The 18,310-nt window shown below is 50.4% G+C and carries 14 protein-coding genes, 2 pseudogenes and 1 riboswitch; of the genes and pseudogenes, 10 read left to right on the top strand and 6 right to left on the bottom strand.

Translation table 11 applies throughout. The annotated features are described in order from the left end of the window. The first annotated feature begins 23 nt into the window (after window positions 1–23). Both LKD70_RS07330 and LKD70_RS07325 read left to right on the top strand, forming a co-directional pair. Window positions 24–878: an aldo/keto reductase gene (locus LKD70_RS07330; RefSeq protein WP_227707386.1), complete on the top strand. Its 855-nt coding sequence runs from the start codon at window positions 24–26 to the stop codon at window positions 876–878. Window positions 879–965: 87 nt separating this feature from the next. Further along, window positions 966–2,864 (top strand): DUF975 family protein, encoded by a 1,899-nt coding sequence (locus LKD70_RS07325; RefSeq protein WP_227707385.1) that lies wholly within the window; start codon window positions 966–968, stop codon window positions 2,862–2,864. A gap of 20 nt (window positions 2,865–2,884) precedes the next feature. Here LKD70_RS07325 and treR read toward each other — a convergent pair whose 3' ends face one another. Next, entirely contained in the window at window positions 2,885–3,607 is a 723-nt protein-coding gene (treR, locus tag LKD70_RS07320) for a trehalose operon repressor (RefSeq protein ID WP_227707384.1), read from the bottom strand. 180 nt (window positions 3,608–3,787) lie between these two features. Between treR and LKD70_RS07315 the strand changes: the two are divergent. The 3 genes and pseudogenes from LKD70_RS07315 to LKD70_RS07310 form a co-directional block, all read left to right on the top strand. Then, window positions 3,788–4,968, top strand: a pseudogene (locus LKD70_RS07315) (PTS transporter subunit EIIC); the annotation flags it as partial. Beyond that, the gene (locus LKD70_RS18740) at window positions 4,954–5,475 is read left to right on the top strand and encodes a PTS sugar transporter subunit IIA (protein WP_407690926.1); all 522 of its coding nucleotides are present in this window, start codon (window positions 4,954–4,956) and stop codon (window positions 5,473–5,475) included. The pseudogene LKD70_RS07315 and the gene LKD70_RS18740, both read left to right, overlap by 15 nt. 53 nt (window positions 5,476–5,528) lie before the next feature. Then, window positions 5,529–6,938: pseudogene (locus LKD70_RS07310) on the top strand (alpha-amylase family glycosyl hydrolase). Between the two features lie 83 nt (window positions 6,939–7,021). Here LKD70_RS07310 and LKD70_RS07300 read toward each other — a convergent pair. Then, window positions 7,022–8,776 carry an ammonium transporter gene (locus tag LKD70_RS07300; protein WP_320442592.1) on the bottom strand — a complete coding sequence of 585 codons (1,755 nt, stop codon included), beginning with the start codon at window positions 8,774–8,776 and terminating at the stop codon, window positions 7,022–7,024. Window positions 8,777–9,057: 281 nt separating this feature from the next. Continuing rightward, entirely contained in the window at window positions 9,058–9,645 is a 588-nt protein-coding gene (locus LKD70_RS07295; protein ID WP_227707383.1) for a 50S ribosomal protein L25, read from the bottom strand. A 220-nt stretch (window positions 9,646–9,865) separates the two neighbouring features. Beyond that, window positions 9,866–9,910, top strand: a riboswitch (PreQ1 riboswitch). Between the two features lie 81 nt (window positions 9,911–9,991). Between LKD70_RS07295 and LKD70_RS07290 the strand changes: the two genes are divergently transcribed. The 5 genes from LKD70_RS07290 (at window position 9,992) to LKD70_RS07270 (ending at window position 14,121) form a co-directional block, all read left to right on the top strand. Beyond that, complete coding sequence (locus LKD70_RS07290; protein WP_227707382.1) at window positions 9,992–10,933, top strand: nucleoside hydrolase; 942 nt, start codon at window positions 9,992–9,994, stop codon at window positions 10,931–10,933. Between the two features lie 18 nt (window positions 10,934–10,951). Then, window positions 10,952–11,527: an ECF transporter S component gene (locus LKD70_RS07285; RefSeq protein ID WP_227707381.1), complete on the top strand. Its 576-nt coding sequence runs from the start codon at window positions 10,952–10,954 to the stop codon at window positions 11,525–11,527. A 167-nt stretch (window positions 11,528–11,694) separates the two neighbouring features. After that, window positions 11,695–12,381 (top strand): radical SAM protein, encoded by a 687-nt coding sequence (locus LKD70_RS07280; protein WP_227707380.1) that lies wholly within the window; start codon window positions 11,695–11,697, stop codon window positions 12,379–12,381. 4 nt (window positions 12,382–12,385) lie between these two features. Further along, window positions 12,386–13,099 carry a GNAT family N-acetyltransferase gene (locus LKD70_RS07275; RefSeq protein WP_320442591.1) on the top strand — a complete coding sequence of 238 codons (714 nt, stop codon included), beginning with the start codon at window positions 12,386–12,388 and terminating at the stop codon, window positions 13,097–13,099. 17 nt (window positions 13,100–13,116) lie between these two features. After that, a complete protein-coding gene (locus LKD70_RS07270) occupies window positions 13,117–14,121 on the top strand; it encodes a DUF3089 domain-containing protein (RefSeq protein ID WP_227707379.1) in 1,005 nt (334 codons plus the stop codon). A gap of 156 nt (window positions 14,122–14,277) precedes the next feature. Here the strand turns inward: LKD70_RS07270 and LKD70_RS07265 are convergent, their stop codons facing one another. From LKD70_RS07265 to pfkB, 3 genes are all read right to left on the bottom strand, one after another. Continuing rightward, a complete protein-coding gene (locus tag LKD70_RS07265; RefSeq protein ID WP_227707378.1) occupies window positions 14,278–15,024 on the bottom strand; it encodes a DeoR/GlpR family DNA-binding transcription regulator in 747 nt (248 codons plus the stop codon). Between the two features lie 160 nt (window positions 15,025–15,184). Beyond that, window positions 15,185–17,116 carry a PTS fructose transporter subunit IIABC gene (locus LKD70_RS07260; protein ID WP_227707377.1) on the bottom strand — a complete coding sequence of 644 codons (1,932 nt, stop codon included), beginning with the start codon at window positions 17,114–17,116 and terminating at the stop codon, window positions 15,185–15,187. 108 nt (window positions 17,117–17,224) lie between these two features. Next, a complete protein-coding gene (pfkB, locus tag LKD70_RS07255; protein WP_227707376.1) occupies window positions 17,225–18,139 on the bottom strand; it encodes a 1-phosphofructokinase in 915 nt (304 codons plus the stop codon). Window positions 18,140–18,310 lie beyond the last annotated feature (171 nt).

Here is an 18,310-nt window from a genome sequence, read left to right as displayed (position 1 = left end):
TTGTCCGGAAAGTGAGGAGATTTATGAACAGTACAATAAAATTAAAAGACGGGCGCGAGATGCCGAGACTCGGAATGGGCACATGGTATCTTGGAGATGACCCGAGAAAAGAGCAGCAGGAAATCGAGGCGTTAAGGGCGGGATTCGATGCAGGTATTACACTGGTTGATACGGCGGAGATGTACGGAAGCGGACGCTCTGAGAGACTGATCGGAAAAGCGCTTAAAGGATATGACAGAGAGAAAATGTTTCTTGTATCCAAGGTGCTTCCCAGCAATGCGGGAAGACGCCGGATCTTCAAAAGTCTCGAGGATACGCTTCAGAGACTGGGGACGGATTATCTCGATCTGTACCTGCTCCACTGGAGAGGCTCTGTGCCGTTTAGTGAGACGGTGGAGTGTATGGAGGAGATGGTGGCTCAGGGCCTGATCAAAGGCTGGGGCGTTTCTAATCTGGATACGGACGATATGCAGGAACTTTCCCGCGTACCCGGGGGAAAGAACTGTCTTGTGGATCAGGTGCTTTATCATCTTGGGTCAAGAGGCATTGAATATGATCTGCTTCCCTGGATGGAAAAGAATGATGTGGCTTGTATGGCATACTGCCCGCTCGCTCAGGCGGGAAGCCTGAGAAGAGGGCTCGTAAATTCACCGGCTGTCGCTGAAGTGGCGGATAAGCATGGCATCACTCCGATGCAGGTACTCCTGGCATTTACCCTTCTGCGTGACAATGTGATTTCAATTCCGAGAAGCGGAAAAGCAGAGCATGTACTTGCAAACTGGGCGGTTAAGGATGTGGCGCTGGACGATGACGATATCAGGACACTGAACGGGGCGTTCCCGGCTCCTACACACAAGACATATCTCGACATTCAGTAGAGTCAGTGTGTACCGGTGCCGACAGAAAAGAATAATAAAAGAGGGGGCGGCAGAGCGCGGTTTGCGCTCTGCCGCATGTACTGAAAGATGAAAAGAAGAAAACAACTGAAAATACTGGGAAGAGAGTCTCTGAAGAAACATTACGTGATTTTTGTGGCGGCCTGCCTGATCGCGGCGTTTCTCTCATCGGAGTTCAGAAGTTCCCTGAATTTTTCGTCGGCCCGGAACAGAGACGGGTACGAACAGACTTATGAGCAGATTGAAAAAGACATAGACAGTTCGAACGGTAAGGTGACTTTCAATATCAAGACGGGCATGCACAGTATTTCGTGGCAGGATGTGCTTCAGATTATGGCAGAGGACAATACGCAGGCCGGGAGGGAGCTGTCAGAGGAGATCAGGGAAAATGCCATCAGGCGTTCTGAGGAGGGCAATCCCATGTTTGGACGCACAAGAGGAGTGCTGTCAAACGTGGTAAACCAGGTCAGCTCCGGCTCGATAATCGTGACGGCGGTTGCCGCAATCGCGTCCATAACAGGATCGGAAAATATCGGAATTTTCTTTCTGATTCTTCTTGGGGCGGCAGTTATGTTTCTGTTCTGGTTTTTTATCCAGAATACATTTCCGGTTGTTATACGGAGAGTTTTTCTGGAGGGGATGAATTATGACCGGGTGACTCCGCAGCGGTTTGTATTCCTTCTGCGCATCCGTAAATGGATGAAAGCATCGTGGATTATGTTTGTAAAATATATCTGCTATCTCCTCTGGTGTTTTACCATTGTGGGAGCGGCAGTGAAGAGATACTCCTATTATCTTGTGCCGTATATTGCCGCCGAGAATCCGGACATGACCGCGCGGGAGGCCATTACACTGTCAAGGAAGATGATGAAAGGGCACAAGTGGGAATGCTTTGTGTTTGAACTCTCGTTTCTCGGATGGGAGATTCTGGGGATGCTTACGCTGGGAGTGTTTAATATTCTGTATACAAATCCATATAAGGTGGCAGTGTTTACCAGATATTATGCGTCTCTTAGAGAAGAAGCGATCGAGAAGCGGATTCCCGGGGCTGAGCTCCTGTATGACACATATCTTTACGAACAGGCCGAGGACTGGGTGATCGCCGCGAAATACAGTGATGTACTTGATCTGATGGAAGATCTGCCGGACGAGGAAGAAAAACAGACGGAAGCGGAATTAAGCGGATGGCGCGGTTTCCTTGCAAGGAACTTCGGGATTTTGCTGATGAGAAGGGCCCAGGACCGGGAGTACGAGAAACAGCAGGCTGAGGTTGTACGCCTTCAGGCTTTGATGGATGACGCGCGGGGAGAAGCATATCCTGTACGGCTTTATCCGCTGCCGGAGGAAGACAGACGCATGCTTGTACAGTCTTTAAATTATATGCGCCACTATTCGGTATGGTCCCTGGCTGCGATATTTCTGAGCCTGTCTATTTTCGGCTGGGTTTTTGAAGTGGGGATGCATCTGGTTGAGTACGGAAATTTTGTCAACAGGGGAGCTCTTTACGGACCCTGGCTTCCGATCTATGGAACAGGAGCTGTTTTAATCCTGACGCTTTTGAACCGGTTCCGGAGACTTCCGGCGCTGGAATTTGCTATGACGGTTGTTGTATGCGGTTTTCTGGAGTATATGACGTCATTCGTTATGGAGATGGCCACCGGGGGAACAAAATGGTGGGACTACAGCGGATATTTTCTGAATCTGCATGGAAGAATCTGTGCGGAAGGACTTTTGACTTTCGGAGTAGGCGGACTGGCTATTGTCTATGTGCTTGCGCCTATGATCGACAATATCCTTGAAAAGTTTAATGAAAAGAAAGTAAGGGCGGTGTGCGTGATTCTAATGGCCGCTTTTCTGGCGGATGCCGGGTACTCTGCGCTTCACCCGAACACGGGAAAAGGAATTACGGATATCCAGGCATGTCTGCCGGACGCGGCTGATGATCACACGGACACCAGACGCATCTGAGCGGACACAAAACAGCAGTCTTATTTTTTCCGGGATGCCACATCCTGGAAACGGAAATAGTCAGGTCTGTGGCGGGACTGTGTATATTCAAACTGTATGCCGTTATCATTAAAAGTCTGGCTGGTGATAACGGCCATGCAGTTATAGTCATTCAAATCAATGTACATCTCATCAACCTGAGTTACTCTCTCAACGGTGAGCGTGCGCTTGCTGGTGGTGATTGTAAGACCGAGTTCTCCTTCCAGATATTCATAGACTGAGTTCTGCGCGATTTCGGGTGTCAGGCCGTAAGTCGCCTCTTTTAAAAAATAATTATGGTCGAGAATCAGAGGTATATCGCTTAAAAAGCGCAGCCGCTGGATGTAATAAAGATCGGTTCCTTTTCGGAAACCGGTCTTTTTTTCTATTTTTTCATCTGCTGTAAGCTCCGTGAACAGCAGTACCCGGGTGGAAGGCCTGCGACGGTTGCGGATGGCAGATTCTTTAAAGGACTCGATGCCGCCGACCGTAAACGCGGCCTGTTCTACCGGAAGGAAAATATTACGGACGCCTTTGCCGTGCATGGACTGTACATATCCGTCCGCGGCAAGCTCTGCAAGGGCGCGCCGTACAGTATTGCGTGAGCAGCTGTATTCCTGCACCAGTGTATTTTCAGAGGGAAGCATCTGCTGATACGCATAATATTCATTTTCTATTTTTTCTTTTAAATCTTTGTAAATCCGATCGTAGATTGCTTTTGGCATATACTGCACTCCCTTTATCAATCTTGTTTAAACATCTTCCATTATAGAAAGCTGCTTTTCTAAAATCAAGTTAAATTATGAGAGCGTGATATATTCAGGTTGTTCAAACAAGTTAACGGTTTGAGAATCCTGGTTAGGGGAACAATGGAATTAAAGTAAAGAAAGGTAGGAAGAGGAGCGATGGGAAAGTATGATAATGACGTCAGACGTCTGCTTGAGCTCGTCGGCGGCAAGGAGAACATACAGGCTGTCTCTCACTGCATGACGAGGATGCGCTTTGTTCTTGTGGATCCGAAGAAAGCAAATGAAAAGGAGATTGAGGAGCTTCCAAGTGTAAAGGGCACGTTTACGCAGGCGGGCCAGTATCAGGTTATTATCGGAAATGATGTGTCGGTGTTTTACAATGAATTTACTGCATACGCCGGAATCGAAGGTGTGAGCAAGGATGCAGTGAAAGCGGCGGCAAAAACAAACCAGAATATTGCGCAGAAGATTATGGGAACTCTGGGAGAGATTTTCGCGCCTCTGATTCCGGCCCTGATCTGCGGCGGTCTTGTGCTGGGATTCCGCAATGTGATCGACGGTATTTATTTCTTTGACAACGGTACAAAAACAATCATCGATGTGTCCCAGTTCTGGGCCGGTGTGGACAGCTTCCTCTGGCTGATCGGCGAGGCGGTATTCCATTTGCTGCCTGTGGGGATTGTGTGGTCGATTACAAAGAAGATGGGAACAACGCAGATCCTCGGCATCATCCTCGGTCTGACGCTTGTATCTTCCCAGCTTCTGAACGGTTTCAGCGTAGCGTCAACACCTGCGGATGAGATTCCGGTATGGGATTTCGGCTTCGCAAAAGTGCAGATGATCGGTTATCAGGGTCAGGTCATCGCGGCGATGTGGTATACGCAGGGCTTACATCTGACTTCAGATTTGTATTCGCAGCGATATTTGGTCTTTTGTATGCGCCGCTTGTTATGACAGGACTGCATCACATGACCAACGCCATCGATTCACAGCTTATCGCGTCCCCGGCAGGCTCTACAATCCTCTGGCCGATGATCGCTCTGTCCAATATCGCGCAGGGTTCCAGCGTGCTCGCCATGTCGGTTCTCCAGAAAAAGAATGAAAGGGCGCAGCAGGTTAATGTGCCGGCATGTATTTCATGCTACCTCGGCGTAACAGAGCCGGCGCTTTTCGGTGTTAACTTAAAATATGTGTTCCCGCTTGTATGCGGAATGATCGGTTCCTCCTGCGCGGCGATCGTGATTCCGTTTATTCTGACGATGATTGTCGGAAGAATGAAGCTTTCAAATGAAGAGAAATTTGGAAAAGAGCCGGCCGCGGCAGTGGCAGAGCCGCAGACAGAGAACGCGGATGCATCCGGAACGGCAGACAGCGGGGCCGCTTCAGGAGTAAAGGAACTCAAGTCCATTCTGGACGGAAAAGTAATTCCGATTGACCAGGTACAGGATGAGGTGTTCTCTCAGAAAGTGATGGGAGACGGAGTGGCAATCGAACCGGCCAATACAGTTGTAACTGCTCCGGCAGACTGTGATGTCACGGTTGTGATGGCGGATACAGGCCATGCGTGCGGGCTTACACTTTCGAACGGCCTTGAGCTTCTGATCCATGTCGGGGTTGATACGGTCGATATGGGAGGCGACGGATTTAAGCTGTTTGTCAATGAAGGAGATCACGTAAAGGCAGGCCAGCCGCTTATTGAGTTCGATTCGGAAAAGATCAAAGCGGCGGGACATCCGTGTACGACTATGCTGATTGTGACAGGAGAAGGAGATGCGTCAAATGTTACACTGCACTCCGGCATGGATGCGAAGGCAGGCGAGACAGCGGTGATCACATGGGATTAACCCGGACGGGCGGATATCGGCCAGAAGATTCAGGAAAGGACAGGTTAAAAGCTATGAATAAGGACTTCAGGAAAAGCGTTGTGTATCAGATATATCCTAAATCGTTTCGCGACACAAACGGGGACGGCCTCGGGGATCTTCGCGGCGTAATTGAAAAGCTTGATTATATAAAAGAACTGGGAGCGGATTATATCTGGCTTACGCCGTTTTTCGTATCTCCTCAGAATGACAAAAGCGATGGAGGGAGATCCGTACTATAAAGACTTCTTCTTTTTCCGCAAGGGAAAACCGGACGGAAGCGCGCCGACCAACTGGGAGAGCAAGTTCGGCGGAAGCGCCTGGGAGTATGTAGAGAAATTTGACGAGTATTACCTTCACCTCTTTGATGTAACCCAGGCAGACTTAAACTGGGAGAATGAAAATGTCAGAAGAGAAGTTCAGAATATTGTAAAATTCTGGATGGAGAAAGGTGTGAAGGGCTTCCGTTTCGATGTGATCAACCTGATCAGCAAGGCATGCTTTGAGGACGATCCGGCAGGGGACGGAAGAAAGTTCTATACTGACGGACCGAAGATCCATAAGTATTTAAAGGAACTCCATGACATGTCCTTTGGAACGGACGCGGAGATTGTGACAGTGGGTGAGATGTCCAGCACATCCATTGAAAACTGCTATCAGTATACAGGACGCGAGACGGGGGAGCTTTCCATGGTATTCAGTTTCCATCACCTGAAAGTGGATTTTATGGGAAATGAGAAGTGGGTGCTTGTCCCGGCAGATTTCCAGAAGCTTAAAGATATCATCTTTGAATGGCAGACAAAAATGGCGGAGCACAATGCATGGAACGCCGTGTTCTGGTGCAACCATGACCAGCCGCGTGTTGTATCCCGCTTCGGAGACGAGGGAAAATACTGGAAAGAGTCTGCGAAGATGCTCGGCACGGTGATCCACTGCCTGCGCGGCACGCCGTATGTGTACCAGGGCGAGGAGATCGGAATGACAAATACTGACTTTACAGACATTTCGCAGTTTAAAGATGTGGAAAGCCTGAATCACTACCAGATCCTTCAGGACAGGGGGCTGTCCGCTTCGGATGCCCTGCGCATCATCCAGGTGCACTCCCGTGACAACGGCCGTACACCGATGCAGTGGGATGATACGAAGTATGCCGGATTTACCGCTGAGGGCGGAAACGAGCCGTGGATCGCGGTGAACGGAAACCATACGCGGGTGAATGCCGCGGATCAGCTGAAAGATGAGGATTCCATCTTCCATTATTATCAGAAGCTGACCGCCATGAGCTTATCGTGGCGGCAAACTTCTATGGAAGAGAGTATGAGTGGAAGGGCGCGCCGAAGCTGGAAGGTTTTGAGAGAGTGCTTGGAAATTATGCGGAAACGGAAGTGAAAGAGAACGGGGAGATCGCGCTGAAGCCGTATGAGGCGGCGGTGTGGTATCGGTAGATCAGAATTTTAAAGTTTAATGCCTGAGGGCAGAGCCGGATTTTTAAAGCTCTGCCCTCAGGCGCTGATAACAGGAAAACCTCTTATTCCACATCTCTTAAAGCAGCCAGGTTTTCTTCTCCTGTACGGACTTTAACCACTTTCTGTACATTATAAACGAAGATTTTTCCATCGCCCACATGTCCTGTATAAAGCGTTTTCTTTGCCGTTTCAATTACATCTTCAACAGGGATATTTCCTACAATTACTTCCACTTTTACTTTCGGAAGCACGGTCACATCCATTTCAACTCCACGATACCGTTCTCCGGCGCCCTTCTGTATGCCGCATCCCATAACCTGTGTCACTGTCATTCCGGTAACTCCCAGGGTATTAAGAGCGGATTTCAGGCGCTCGTAGCGGGAAAGTTTTGCGATAATTACGACTTTATGCATGCCTGTATCCGGATCAACCGGTCCGGCTACAGGAACAGAAACCGCTTTCTGAGCTTCAGAAGCTTTTTCATATTCGCTGATTCCGAGATCGGTATTTTCGTTTTCTGACATTCCGCCTTCTGTGATATCCATAATGCTGAATCCTGCATAGGCGGATGCAAGTCCGTGTTCTCTGGAATCAAGTCCTATGATTTCTTCTTCTTCGGATACCCGGAGGCCGATGGTTATATCGATGAGCTTAAACACAATAATCATAGTTACCGCGGTCCAGGCAAGGACTGTGACAACACCGATAAGCTGTATTCCAAGCTGGCGGAACCCGCCGCCGTAAAACAGGCCGTTGATGGTGGATTCCGGAACGCTGGTCGTCGCGAACAGACCTACTGCGACTGTACCCCAGATACCGTTCGCGCAGTGGACAGCCACGGCTCCGACCGGATCGTCAACGTGAGCAACATTGTCACAGAACCATACGCCGAATACGACAAGTACACCCGCTACAGCCCCGATGATGATAGAACCTGTGGTATCTGCCACATCACAGGGGGCAGTGATGGCTACGAGTCCGGCGAGTGATGCGTTCAGACACATGGAGACATCCGGTTTTCCGTACCGGAGCCATGTGAAAATCATGCAGACAACGGTAGCAACTGCCGGAGCGATTGTGGTAGCCATGAAAATGGACGCAAGCTGCGGTCCGGTTGTGGCTGCAGCACCGTTAAAACCGTACCATCCGAACCAGAGAATAAAGCAGCCAAGTGATCCGATTACCAGATTATGTCCGGGAAAAGCGTGGACTTTTGTCACCTTCCCGTTTTTATCTCTGGAGAATTTCCCGATTCTTGCGCCGAGCATTGCGGCTCCGATGAAGGCGGTAAGCCCGCCGACCATATGTATTGCGCAGGAACCGGCGAAATCGTGGAAGCCAATCTGCGAAAGCCATCCGCCGCCCCATATCCAGTGGGCCTCCACAGGATAGACTACTGCGGAGATGACTGCCGAGTAAACGCAGTAGGCGAGGAACTTTGTGCGTTCTGCCATGGCGCCGGATACAATCGTGGCCGCCGTGGCACAGAATACAAGGTTAAACACAAAGTTGGACCAGTCAAAATTGGCATAGTCCGTAAATATTCCCAGTGTGGGAATTCCGATGAAGCCGCCCAGCGCATCTTCTCCCAGAAGAATGCCGCATCCGAGGACGATAAAGACGCATGTGCCGATACAGAAATCCATCAGATTTTTCATGATGATGTTTCCGGCATTTTTGGCACGCGTAAATCCTGTCTCCACCATTGCGAATCCTGCCTGCATAAAGAAAACGAAGGCGGCTCCGATCAGGAACCAGATACCAAATACTTCGGTGCCGACGGCTTCATTAACTGCAGTTAAAATTTCTTCAGTCATAAAGTTTCCTCCTCTCAGACCCCGGAACAAAAAAATGCACCGCAGAGGATGGGAGCTCTGCGATGCACATCTTTGTACCGGTTCAGGTATTTTTATGATAAAAGTAAAGGCGCCCTGGTATAAACCAAAGCGCCTTTGCTTTTATGGGTGTCAGTTTACACCCGGCAATAAACACTGTCAAGACAAATGCTAAGAAAATGTTAAGATTTGGATAAGATGTCGAAATATATACTGCTTTTGCAAAAAAATTAGTGAAAATTTCGCGAATATTCTTCTGTAGATTATTCTTCTGCTGTTTCTTCTTCTGCGTCAGTATCAGCAGCCGCAGCTTTTATCTCTGTTACGGTTACAACAGTGGCATCCAGATCAGTTGTCAGATCAACATCTTTATCTTTTGCAATGTCAAGATCTGCCACACGAATCGTATCGCCGACTTTCAAATCTCCGATGTCCAGCTCGATTTTTTCAACAAGAGCGGACGGAAGCGCTTTGAAATCTACCTCGTGGAGCATCTGCTGCGGTACTCCGGCGACAAGTTTCTCGGCGTTGATAAGATGAATCTCCGCAGAGGAATGTACCTTTTCTGTACTAACAAGAGCCTGGAAATCAATCTCATCTACCCAGCCCTTCATTGCATTAAAATCTACTTCTTTAATTAAGGTGTCATATGTCTGTCCCTCTACAGAAAGCTGGACTCTTCCGCCTTTGCCCTCTGTCTTCAGAAGCCGGTCTACATCGCCTTTTTCCATCTTGAGCGGAATGGACTCCTTCATTTCGCGTCCGAAGAGGTTCCCGGTAACAAATCCCTCTCTTCTAAGTTTTTTGGCTTTAATTGTCAGGTCTCTTTTTTCAGCTTTTAAAGTATTCATTTATCTTTTCCTCCAATCACTGAATCACGCTTAGCAGCCTTCTAACTTTTTTATAAGCAGGTATTGTTAAGTGTATTACTTTGCTACACCTATACTATAGCACCGTTGTCAAGGGGGAGGGGGCAGAATATTCGGTGGTTTCCGGAGAGGAGTGCGCGAAGAATTTTCTTGCACTTTGGACAGTGATTTGTTATACTACATGAAGCTTTATAGAACTTTTATAGGACTGGTTCGAAATCCTCCCAGTATAAAAAACTAGGCTTAAAACAGGTATCTTCTGGTGAAGTATGCCTTTTTTGTGGAGGATTTTGCCATAAAAAGGGATGATTCATCAGGAGGTTTTTTTATGCCGAAAGTGATTATTGACTGTGACCCGGGGATCGACGACGCGCTGGCTCTTCTTCTGGCGCTTGCGTCCCCTGAACTGGATATTGCCGGGATTACAACGGTATCCGGCAATGTGCCCGCGGATATGGGGGCGCGCAACGCGAGAAAGGTTTTAAGACAGGCGGAAAGAGAGGAGATACCGGTCTATATCGGGGAGATGGTTCCTCTGGCGGGAAAATACGTGGACGCCATGGATACGCACGGAAGCGACGGGCTGGGCGAAAGCTTTCTTCCTGATGTCCCGGGATCGTTCCCGGATAAGAGCGCCGTGGAATTTCTGGAAGAAGCGCTGGACAAAGAGGAGATCACAGTTCTCGCTCTCGGCCCGATGACGAATCTTGCGCGGCTCTTTCAGAAGAGACCGGATCTGATCCGGCGCATACCGAGACTTGTGTCCATGGGCGGAAGCTTTAAAAGCCACGGAAACTGTTCTCCGGTAGCAGAATATAATTACTGGTGTGATCCCGAAGCCGCAAAGATATGCTACGAGATGTATGCGGAAGCGGGAAAGAAGATCGAGATGGTGGGACTGGATGTCACAAGGAAAATCGTGCTGACGCCGAACCTTGTGTCCTATATGGAAAGGCTCGATAATGACACCGGAACGTTTATCAGGAAAATCACGGATTTTTATATGGACTTTCACTGGGAACAGGAGGGGATCATCGGCTGTGTGATCAACGATCCGCTTGCAGTCGCTTATCTGATCGATCCGTCCATGTGTACGGGATTCGACAGCTTTACGGCGGTGGAGACGGAAGGTATCTGCCGGGGACAGAGTGTGACTGACTCTATGAATTTCTGGAGAAAGGACGCAAACAGTCATGTTCTGACTGAGACAGACGCGGACAGATTTATGGATTTTTTCATGACGAGAGTACTGAAAAAGAATCCGCACTGATGGGAATGAGGAGTGTAAATGAAAACAAAACATGCAGGAAGAATTAATACATATCAGATCTGCCTCGTGGCGATGGCGGTTGTCATCAACATCGTGGGAGGACAGATCGCTCTCATGCTGCGGCTGCCCATTTATCTGGACAGCATCGGGACGATTTTAACCGGTGCGGTGCTGGGCCCCTGGTTCGGAATGCTTCCCAACCTGCTGAGCGGTATTTTCATGGGTATCACAACAGATATCTATTCTCTTTATTTCGCGCCGGTGGGGATGATCACAGGACTGGTGAGCGGAGTTTTGCTGCATGGACGGTCTGTGAAGGGAATGAAAATATTTCTTCTCGGGCTGGGGGTGACAGTTCCGGGAACGATTGTAAGCGCGCTGATTAATGCGGCACTGTTCGGGGGTGTGACATCCTCCGGGTCAACGATACTTGTGCAGTTCCTGGCGCGGACGCCGCTCGGCCTTACCGGGAGTATTTTCACGGTTCAGTTTCTGACCGACTATGCGGACCGGTGCGTTTCGATTCTGGCAGTGAGCGCCTTTCTCCCGCTTATGTCCGGTGAACTTAAGCGCAGGATGTCCGGGAGAGACTGAAATGCCCGGGAAGTCCGGGGAGAGTGCAGTAACAGGCGTGCCCGGGAGAGGCTGAAGCAACGGTTCAGTTACAGGGCCGCACTGGTGCAGGCGCTCGGCAGGACAAAGAAATACGGCGCTGCCAAAAGCGCAGGAAGCGCTGTCAGAATCAGAAGGAGGGCGGACGGATGGAACGCTACAGTGTGATTACAGAGAAAAACAGAAGAGAGATCGTGCTCCTGCGGGCATTTCCGTGTGCCTGGGGCAAATGTACATTCTGCGATTATATCGAAGATAATGGAAGAGACGAAGAAGAGATGGTGCGGCAGAACCGGGAGGTGCTCTCCCGTGTCACGGGTGAATACGGCGTGCTCGAGGCCATCAACTCGGGCAGCTGCTTTGAGCTTCCCCGCGCGACACTGGAAGATATCCGGGAGATTGTGGATGAGAAAAAGATTGACAGGCTTATCTTTGAAAGCCACTGGATTTACCGGAAACGTCTGGATGAGATGAGAGAGTTTTTCGGTATTCCGGTCACGTACAAGATCGGAGTGGAGACATTTGATTACGACTTCCGGGAAAAGGTGCTGAACAAACACGCGGATTTCCGGAGGCCTGAGGAAGTGGCGGCGCTGTTTGACTCGATCTGTCTGATGGTTGGGATCGAGGGGCAGACAAAGGATATGATCCGAAATGACATTTCTGCAATGAAGAAATATTTTAAGCACGGAACCGTCAATGTGTTCAACAACAATTCCACGCCGATCCGGCGCGATGAGGAGCTTGTGAGATGGTTTATGGAAGAATACCGCTGGCTTCTTGACGACCCGGACGTGGAAGTGCTTTATGAGATAACCGATTTTGGAGTGGGGTGAAAAGATGGAAAGTAAAAAGTCTTATGAACAGTCATTGGAAGAACTGTCTCTCATGCTTATGTATCTTACAAGGACGCAGGATAACAACGAATTTTGCAGATACAGGGAGTTGAGCTGGAAAGGTTACGACTTTGATACAATGGGCAGGATGGAGGAAGGGCGGTCAAGAGCGCAGGATCTTTTGAAACAATACGGCTTTTCGGATAAGCCTTTGACGGAGCGTTTTGAGTTCCGTCCGATTCTCCCTGAGGAAGCGGATCAGGCGGCGGAGATTGAACGGATCTGTTTTCCGCCCAATGAAGCGTGCAGTGAGGATATTATGCGAGAGCGTGTCAGAACTGCGCCGGATGTGTTCCTCGTTGCAGCTGAGCGGCAGACGGGAAAGCTGGCCGGATTTATTGACGGACTTGCCACGGACGAATATTCTCTGAGAGATGAATTTTATACACAGCCTGAACTTCATAATCCCGATGGGAAAAATGTCATGATTCTCGGGCTTGATGTGCTCCCGGAATACCGGGGAGAGGGACTTGCCCGGGAAATGATGTACCAGTATCTGCGCAGGGAGTGGGATAGGGACAGGAAGTGGATTATTCTGACCTGTCTGAAGTCAAAGATAAAGATGTATGAGAAAATGGGATTTCAAAACCGGGGAATATCTGACTCTGCATGGGGAAAAGAGCAGTGGTACGAAATGACCTGTGTGCTGAACATTTGAGTTATGAGGAGAAGATAATGAAAAAAGAATTTAGAAAGAGGATAGCCGGCTTTGCAGCAGTGACTTTGATGTTCTGCACACTTCTGGGCGGCTGCGGCCAGAGCAGGACGGAAAGTACAGATCCGGCAGCGCAGGAGAGTGCGCCGGACTACTCCGAAGACAGCATGTGGGCGTACAACGGAACAGATGATTCCTGTGAGGCGGACCTGTTTCTGATCGGGCCTACAACCTACGCGGGAGATGAGGATACAATCAACATGCCGATCGATGACGAAGAGGGACGGCAGAGTTTTTTGGGTGCGCTGAATATGGAGCGCGGAATCTATGAGGAGACGCTGGACATGTACGCTCCTTATTACCGCCAGGGATCTCTGTCGGCCATTGACGCAGGAAGGATGGAAGAATCTTATGAGATCGCATATGAGGACGTATCCGCGGCATTTGAATATTACCTTGAAAACAAAAAAGATGACAACCCCTTCGTTCTGGCGGGATTTTCCCAGGGAGCCTACATGTGTCTGGAGCTGATGAAGAATTATCCGGAAGAACTGGACGATATGATCGCATGTTACTGCATCGGGTGGGCGCTGACGAAAGAGGACGTGGAAGAATACCCGCAGCTTGTCCCGGCGTCCGGAGAGACAGATACTGGAGTGATTGTTGCCTTCAGTTCAGAGGCAGAGGATATCACGGATTCGTTTTTTATCCCGGAAGGAAGCTGGTCCTACAGTATTAATCCGCTGAACTGGCGGACAGACAGCACCGCAGCGGACCGGTCGCTGAATCTGGGTGCGTGTTTTACGGATTATGATGGAAATATAACTGAGGAGATACCTCAGCTTACGGGCGCCTATATTGATGAAGAGAGAGGCGCGCTTAAAGTGACAGATGTGTCCCCGGAAGATTATCCGGCGGCGCTTTCCTTCCTGAAGGAAGGGGAATATCATATATATGATTATCAGTTTTTTTACAGGAATCTGCAGGAGAATGTTGCGAAGCGGGTGGAGGCGTACCTGAGATAGTTGAAAAATTCAGGCAAGGGGCGATTAAGGGGAACACCCCAAATCGCATAATCACCGGAAGTGCCAAAAGGCACATTCCGGGATTGTAAGCGGTCGCCAAGGTCTCGGGCAAGCCCGGACTTTGGCTCGTCGCCTGTACAAAAAGAGTGCGGGGCATTATTCCCCGCACTTTACAATTCCATTCTCTTTCTGATACCCTTCGGGTATCTCGTCTGTCAGAATCACGGCATCCTCCAGCGCGGCGAATGTGACGGCGCTGATGCTGCCGAACTTGGAACTGTCGGCCAGGATATACCGGTTACGGCACTGACGCATGGCAGTCCGCTTGACCTGCGCCTCGCCCACATCAGGTGTGGTGAAGCCCTCGGATTTGCTGATTCCGTTTGTTCCGAAGAACCCCTTCGTAAAATGATACCGGGACAGCGTCTCTGTTGCCAGTGATCCGACAACTGCCTCGGTGGAGCTTTTCAGCTCGCCTCCGATTAAGAAGACCCGGTTCCCCTGTGCGGCCAGCCGCTGGGCGTGAGCCACGGCGTTTGTCACAAAGGCGGCTTTTTTCTGCGCCAGAAATTCCAGCATGTAGCCGGTGGACGTCCCGGCGTCCAGATAGACAAAGTCTGTCTCTTCAATCAGGTCCGCCGCATGGCGGGCAATTCTGATTTTTTCCGCTTTCCGAATTTCAACCTTCTGTGCGACGGTAGGTTCCTGTATGACAAAGGAGCCGCTGTTTATGACGGCTCCTCCGAATACCTTTGTCAGCCTTCCGGCCTTGTCAAGCGCTGTAATGTCGCGGCGCGCAGTAGATTCGGAAATGCCGAGGAGTTCTGTGATCTCAGCCACTGTGACGCTCTTTTTTTCGTCCAGCAGGGCCAGGATTTTTTCATATCTCTGTTCTGAAAGCATGGCAACCTCTTTCGTCCTCCGGCATCCGCAAACGGCGCTGTGCCCGAAACGCCGGAGCCTCCAGGCACAGATATGTGTGTTTCACTTTGCGGAAAGCCGGTCAGGCTTTTTCGTATTTCCTTCTATTGTACGCCAGTTTTAAGAAATATTCTACTCCAAATTATGCGGCCTTTTTCTTCAGCAGACCGAGCAGCACCGCCGAGATGACAGTTCCGATCACAAGCGCGAGCAGGTACATGAGTGCGTTTCCTACTACCGGGAACACGAAGATGCCGCCGTGGGGCGCCATCAGTGTGCATCCGAAGACCATGGAGAGCGCTCCTGCCACGGCCGAACCCGCGATGCAGGCGGGGAGTACGTGGAGCGGATCGGATGCCGCGAAGGGGATCGCGCCCTCTGTGATGAAGGCAAGTCCCATGATAAAGTTAGTGGGGCCGGTTTCGCGTTCCTCTTTTGTGAACTTATCCTTAAACAGAAGAGTAGCAAGCGCGATTGCGCACGGAGGCGTCATGCCGCCTATCATGACAGCCGCCATGATATCATAGTTTCCGGCCGCGATGGCAGCAGTTCCGAACACATAAGCTGCCTTGTTGAACGGACCGCCCATGTCGATTGCCATCATGCCGCCCAGAATCAGTCCCACGAGAACCTTGCTTGACTCACCCATGCCCGCAAGTCCGCTGTTCAGCGCGGTGTTGATGCCGCCCATGACCGGTTCTACGATAAAGTTCATGAGAAGTCCCATGATCAGGATACCGAACACCGGATAGAGGAGAACCGGGGCGATTTTTTCAATGGCCTGAGGCAGTTTGTCGCACGCTTTGCGGAGTGCCAGGATAATATATCCGGCTGCGAAGCCTGCAACAAGCGCGCCGAGGAAACCGGACTTTCCGCCGGATGCGATCATACCGCCTACGAATCCTACAGCCAGGGCCGGACGGTCTCCGATCGCCATGGCGATGAATCCGGCAAGTACCGGGAGCATGAATCCGAACGCGGTATCGCCGATACCTTTAAAAAGCGCTGCGACCGGTGTGATCGTACCGAAATCTGCCCTCTGGTCCGCGGGAAGCGAGTTTAAGTCAACGCTCAGTCCGTCAATCAGGAACGCGAGCGCGATCAGGATACCGCCGCCGACTACAAAGGGAAGCATATGGGAGACGCCGTTCATAAGCTGGGTGTAAATCTTATGTCCTGCGCCGCCTGATTTTCCGCCTGACGGGGCAGAAGGGGACGAAGCGCTGGCTCCATGGTAGACGGGAACATTTCCGGACATGGCCTGCTCTACGAGCTGATCTGCCTTGCTGATGCCGTCGGATACCTGACATTCGATCACTTTCTTCCCGTCGAACCGGTCCATGGGAACCTGTGCGTCGGCTGCCACGATGATGCAGTCTGCGTTTCGGATTTCTTCGTCAGTCAGCACGTTCTTTGCTCCGCCGGATCCCCGAGTTTCGATCTTGACGAAACATCCCTTCGCCTTTGCCGCCTTCTCGATCCCTTCAGCCGCCATATAGGTGTGGGCGATTCCGGTAGGACAGGAGGTGACTGCGAGAATTTTAAACCGGTCTCCGGCCTCAGATACATCCGCGCTGTCAGCTCCGGTATCTGCGAGACGCTCGTCAATGCTGCTCTCTTCGGAGTCTGCCTTGTCGATGATGGCCAGAAATTCATCGACGCTCTGTGCGTTTCTCAGATTGTTGGAGAAGTTTTCGTCCATCATGAGGACGGAGAGCTTGCTTAAAACATCCAGGTGTACGTTATCCTCTGTGTTCGGCGCCGCGATCAGGAACATCAGGGTGACAGGCTCGCCGTCGAGGGCATCGAAGTCCACGCCGTCTTTTACGACCATGGCGGCAAGTCCGGGTTTTGTGACAGCGTCGCACTTGCCGTGGGGAATGGCGATTCCCTCTCCGACGCCGGTTGTGCTCTCTTCCTCCCGGGCGTAGACCTGCGCGCGGTATGCCTCGCGGTCTCTGATCTTATCGCTCTTCATCATCAGGTCGATGATCTGATCGAGCGCTTCATTCTTCGTCTTCGGACTTGCATCCAGCGAGATGCTGCGTTTGTCCAGCAAATCTGTAATTCTCATTTTTACAGTCTTCCTTTCTTTTTACTTTACTCTCCGTTTTTGTGACATTTATACCGGGCAAGCGTCATAAAACAGTCGTATCTGCTGCAGACGGCCTGGCGTCAGGTGTTATTCCGCCGGGGCGATTTGAGCGTACAGGGCAAGGATCTCTTCCTTTGTCGCCAGATACTCGGAAAACGCGCTGGCGCTTCCGGATGCTACGCCCATGTAAAATGCGTGCCGGTAATCGTTCTTTTCCATCCACCCTGCGGTGAATCCTGCCACCATGGAGTCTCCTGCGCCCACGGCGTTTACAAGCGTTCCCTTCGGAGCGGGGGCTTCGCAGACGGTTCCGTCCTCCGCGATCAGCACGGCGCCTTCGCCTGCCATGGAGACAAGGACGTTGCGCGCGCCCATTTCCTGGAGCTTCTTTCCGTAGGGGACGGCGTCCTTACGGGTTTTTATCTCCGCGCCGAAGATCTCGCCGAGTTCGTGATTGTTCGGTTTGATGAGGAAGGGGCGGTACTTCAGCACATTGAGAAGCAGATCACCCGTCGCGTCCACCACAAATCCGACGCCTTTTCCATGCAGACGTTCCATGATCCGGCTGTAAATATCATCCGGCATAGTGGAAGGGATGCTTCCGGCAAGGATGACCAGATCGCCTTCTCTTAACACATCCAGCTTCTCCATCAGCGCTTCGACCTTCTCCGGGCTGATATGAGGCCCCATACCGTTGATCTCCGTGCCGTCGATGCTCTTGAGTTTGACGTTGATCCGGGAGAACCCTTCGTCAATGAAGATGAAATCCGAGCGGATTCCCATTTCTTCTGTGCGTCTTACAATTTCCCGTCCGGTAAACCCGGCGATGAAGCCAAGAGCTGTGCTCTCAATGCCGAGGTTGTTCAGGATAGTGGATACGTTGATGCCTTTCCCGCCCGGAAGGAGGAGCTCTGAAGCCGTCCGGTTTGTAAGTCCGAGCCGGAAGTCATCAACAGAGACGATATAATCCAGTGAAGGGTTAAATGTGACTGTGTAGATCATTTTTATTCCTCTGTTTCTTGTTCTGATTTTATTTTAACTCAAACTCAGTCAAAGTCAATCAAAATAATTCACATATTTCTTGACTGAATTTGATTGAATTTGCACAAAAATGAATTCTATTTGAATAGTCTGTATCAAAAAGTGTGATTTTATAAGTCTGGCGAGAAATAC

The organism is Ruminococcus turbiniformis (assembly GCF_020687545.1).
Lineage (GTDB): Bacteria > Bacillota > Clostridia > Lachnospirales > Lachnospiraceae > Mediterraneibacter > Mediterraneibacter turbiniformis.
Note: the sequence above shows the minus strand (reverse complement) of the source record. Positions and strands in the feature narration are given on the sequence as shown.

Bases quoted from the DNA above. Each gene is read 5' to 3' on its own strand.
- LKD70_RS07330 (WP_227707386.1), top strand. From the start codon at position 24: ATGAACAGTACAATAAAATTAAAAGACGGGCGCGAGATGCCGAGACTC.
- LKD70_RS07325 (WP_227707385.1), top strand. From the start codon at position 966: ATGAAAAGAAGAAAACAACTGAAAATACTGGGAAGAGAGTCTCTGAAG.
- treR (WP_227707384.1), bottom strand. From the start codon at position 3,607: ATGCCAAAAGCAATCTACGATCGGATTTACAAAGATTTAAAAGAAAAA.
- LKD70_RS07300 (WP_320442592.1), bottom strand. From the start codon at position 8,776: ATGACTGAAGAAATTTTAACTGCAGTTAATGAAGCCGTCGGCACCGAA.
- LKD70_RS07295 (WP_227707383.1), bottom strand. From the start codon at position 9,645: ATGAATACTTTAAAAGCTGAAAAAAGAGACCTGACAATTAAAGCCAAA.
- LKD70_RS07290 (WP_227707382.1), top strand. From the start codon at position 9,992: ATGCCGAAAGTGATTATTGACTGTGACCCGGGGATCGACGACGCGCTG.
- LKD70_RS07285 (WP_227707381.1), top strand. From the start codon at position 10,952: ATGAAAACAAAACATGCAGGAAGAATTAATACATATCAGATCTGCCTC.
- LKD70_RS07280 (WP_227707380.1), top strand. From the start codon at position 11,695: ATGGAACGCTACAGTGTGATTACAGAGAAAAACAGAAGAGAGATCGTG.
- LKD70_RS07275 (WP_320442591.1), top strand. From the start codon at position 12,386: ATGGAAAGTAAAAAGTCTTATGAACAGTCATTGGAAGAACTGTCTCTC.
- LKD70_RS07270 (WP_227707379.1), top strand. From the start codon at position 13,117: ATGAAAAAAGAATTTAGAAAGAGGATAGCCGGCTTTGCAGCAGTGACT.
- LKD70_RS07265 (WP_227707378.1), bottom strand. From the start codon at position 15,024: ATGCTTTCAGAACAGAGATATGAAAAAATCCTGGCCCTGCTGGACGAA.
- LKD70_RS07260 (WP_227707377.1), bottom strand. From the start codon at position 17,116: ATGAGAATTACAGATTTGCTGGACAAACGCAGCATCTCGCTGGATGCA.
- pfkB (WP_227707376.1), bottom strand. From the start codon at position 18,139: ATGATCTACACAGTCACATTTAACCCTTCACTGGATTATATCGTCTCT.